General features: G+C 54.4%; 1 protein-coding gene. It reads left to right on the top strand.

The genetic code is table 11. The features are described from left to right. Nucleotides 1–17 precede the first annotated feature (17 nt). On the top strand, nt 18–925 hold a 908-nt coding region (locus HMPREF2967_RS00300), incomplete at its 3' end, for a DDE-type integrase/transposase/recombinase (RefSeq protein WP_158014659.1).

The raw sequence follows: 925 nt of genomic DNA on the forward strand, positions 1-925 counted from the left end.
GGCGGTGGAATAGCCGGATGGCTATTCCATTGCATAAGCGTAGAAAGGTCGCAGATTTCGATCCCGTTCGTGACGGCAAGACGGTCACACAGTTTTGCAAAGAATTAGGAATCTCGCGGCAGACGTACCACAACATCAAACACCGGATAGAGCAGAAGGGCCGCGCAGGCATTGTGCCGGATTCGACTGCCCCGAAGAATCCGATTAAGAAGTTTGACGAGGCCGATAAAATCGCAGTCGTCCACGCCAGACAACAGTTAATGGAGCAAGGCTTGGATTATGGGCCTTGGTCGATCTACTACTTTTTGTTCGACACTGTAGGCGCAGATTACACCCCATCGCGTTCTACAATCGCCTCGTGGCTGCATGAACTGGGGTTTGTTGATGCCAATGCCCGCAAACGGCCACGCAGCTCCTATAAGCGCTTCGCCCGTGATCGCGTCGGTGAACTCTGGCAAATCGATGGACTGGTCTATCGCCTCTTTGACCATGCCCACACACATGTCACGATTTACCAGATTATCGATGATGCCAGCAGATTCGATGTCGGAACCACAGCGTTCGCCCTGCCAGAAAACGGTACTGATGCACGCGCTGTGCTGGCCGCAGCGTTCGCTGCCTACGGCAAACCTCAAGAAATCCTTTCCGACAATGGCGATGCGTTCGCCACCTACCACCGTGGTTTTCTCTCTGCTACTGAAACCTGGCTCGCCAGCCAAGGTGTTCTTGCTATTGCTGGTTTCGCCCCGACAACCCAGGGAAAAGACGAGCGCTCTCACCGCACGTTGACCCAGTTCCTCGATGCACGCCACCCAGTCAGCCTTGCTGAGGTCAACACATATCTGGCTGAATACCGCCAGGTTTACAACGAGCGACGACGGCACCAATCACTGCTTATCGGCAAAATGCACATCACCCCACGCCA

The sequence above is a fragment of the Corynebacterium sp. HMSC059E07 genome (assembly GCF_001814395.1).
Taxonomy (GTDB): Bacteria; Actinomycetota; Actinomycetes; order Mycobacteriales; family Mycobacteriaceae; genus Corynebacterium; species Corynebacterium hesseae.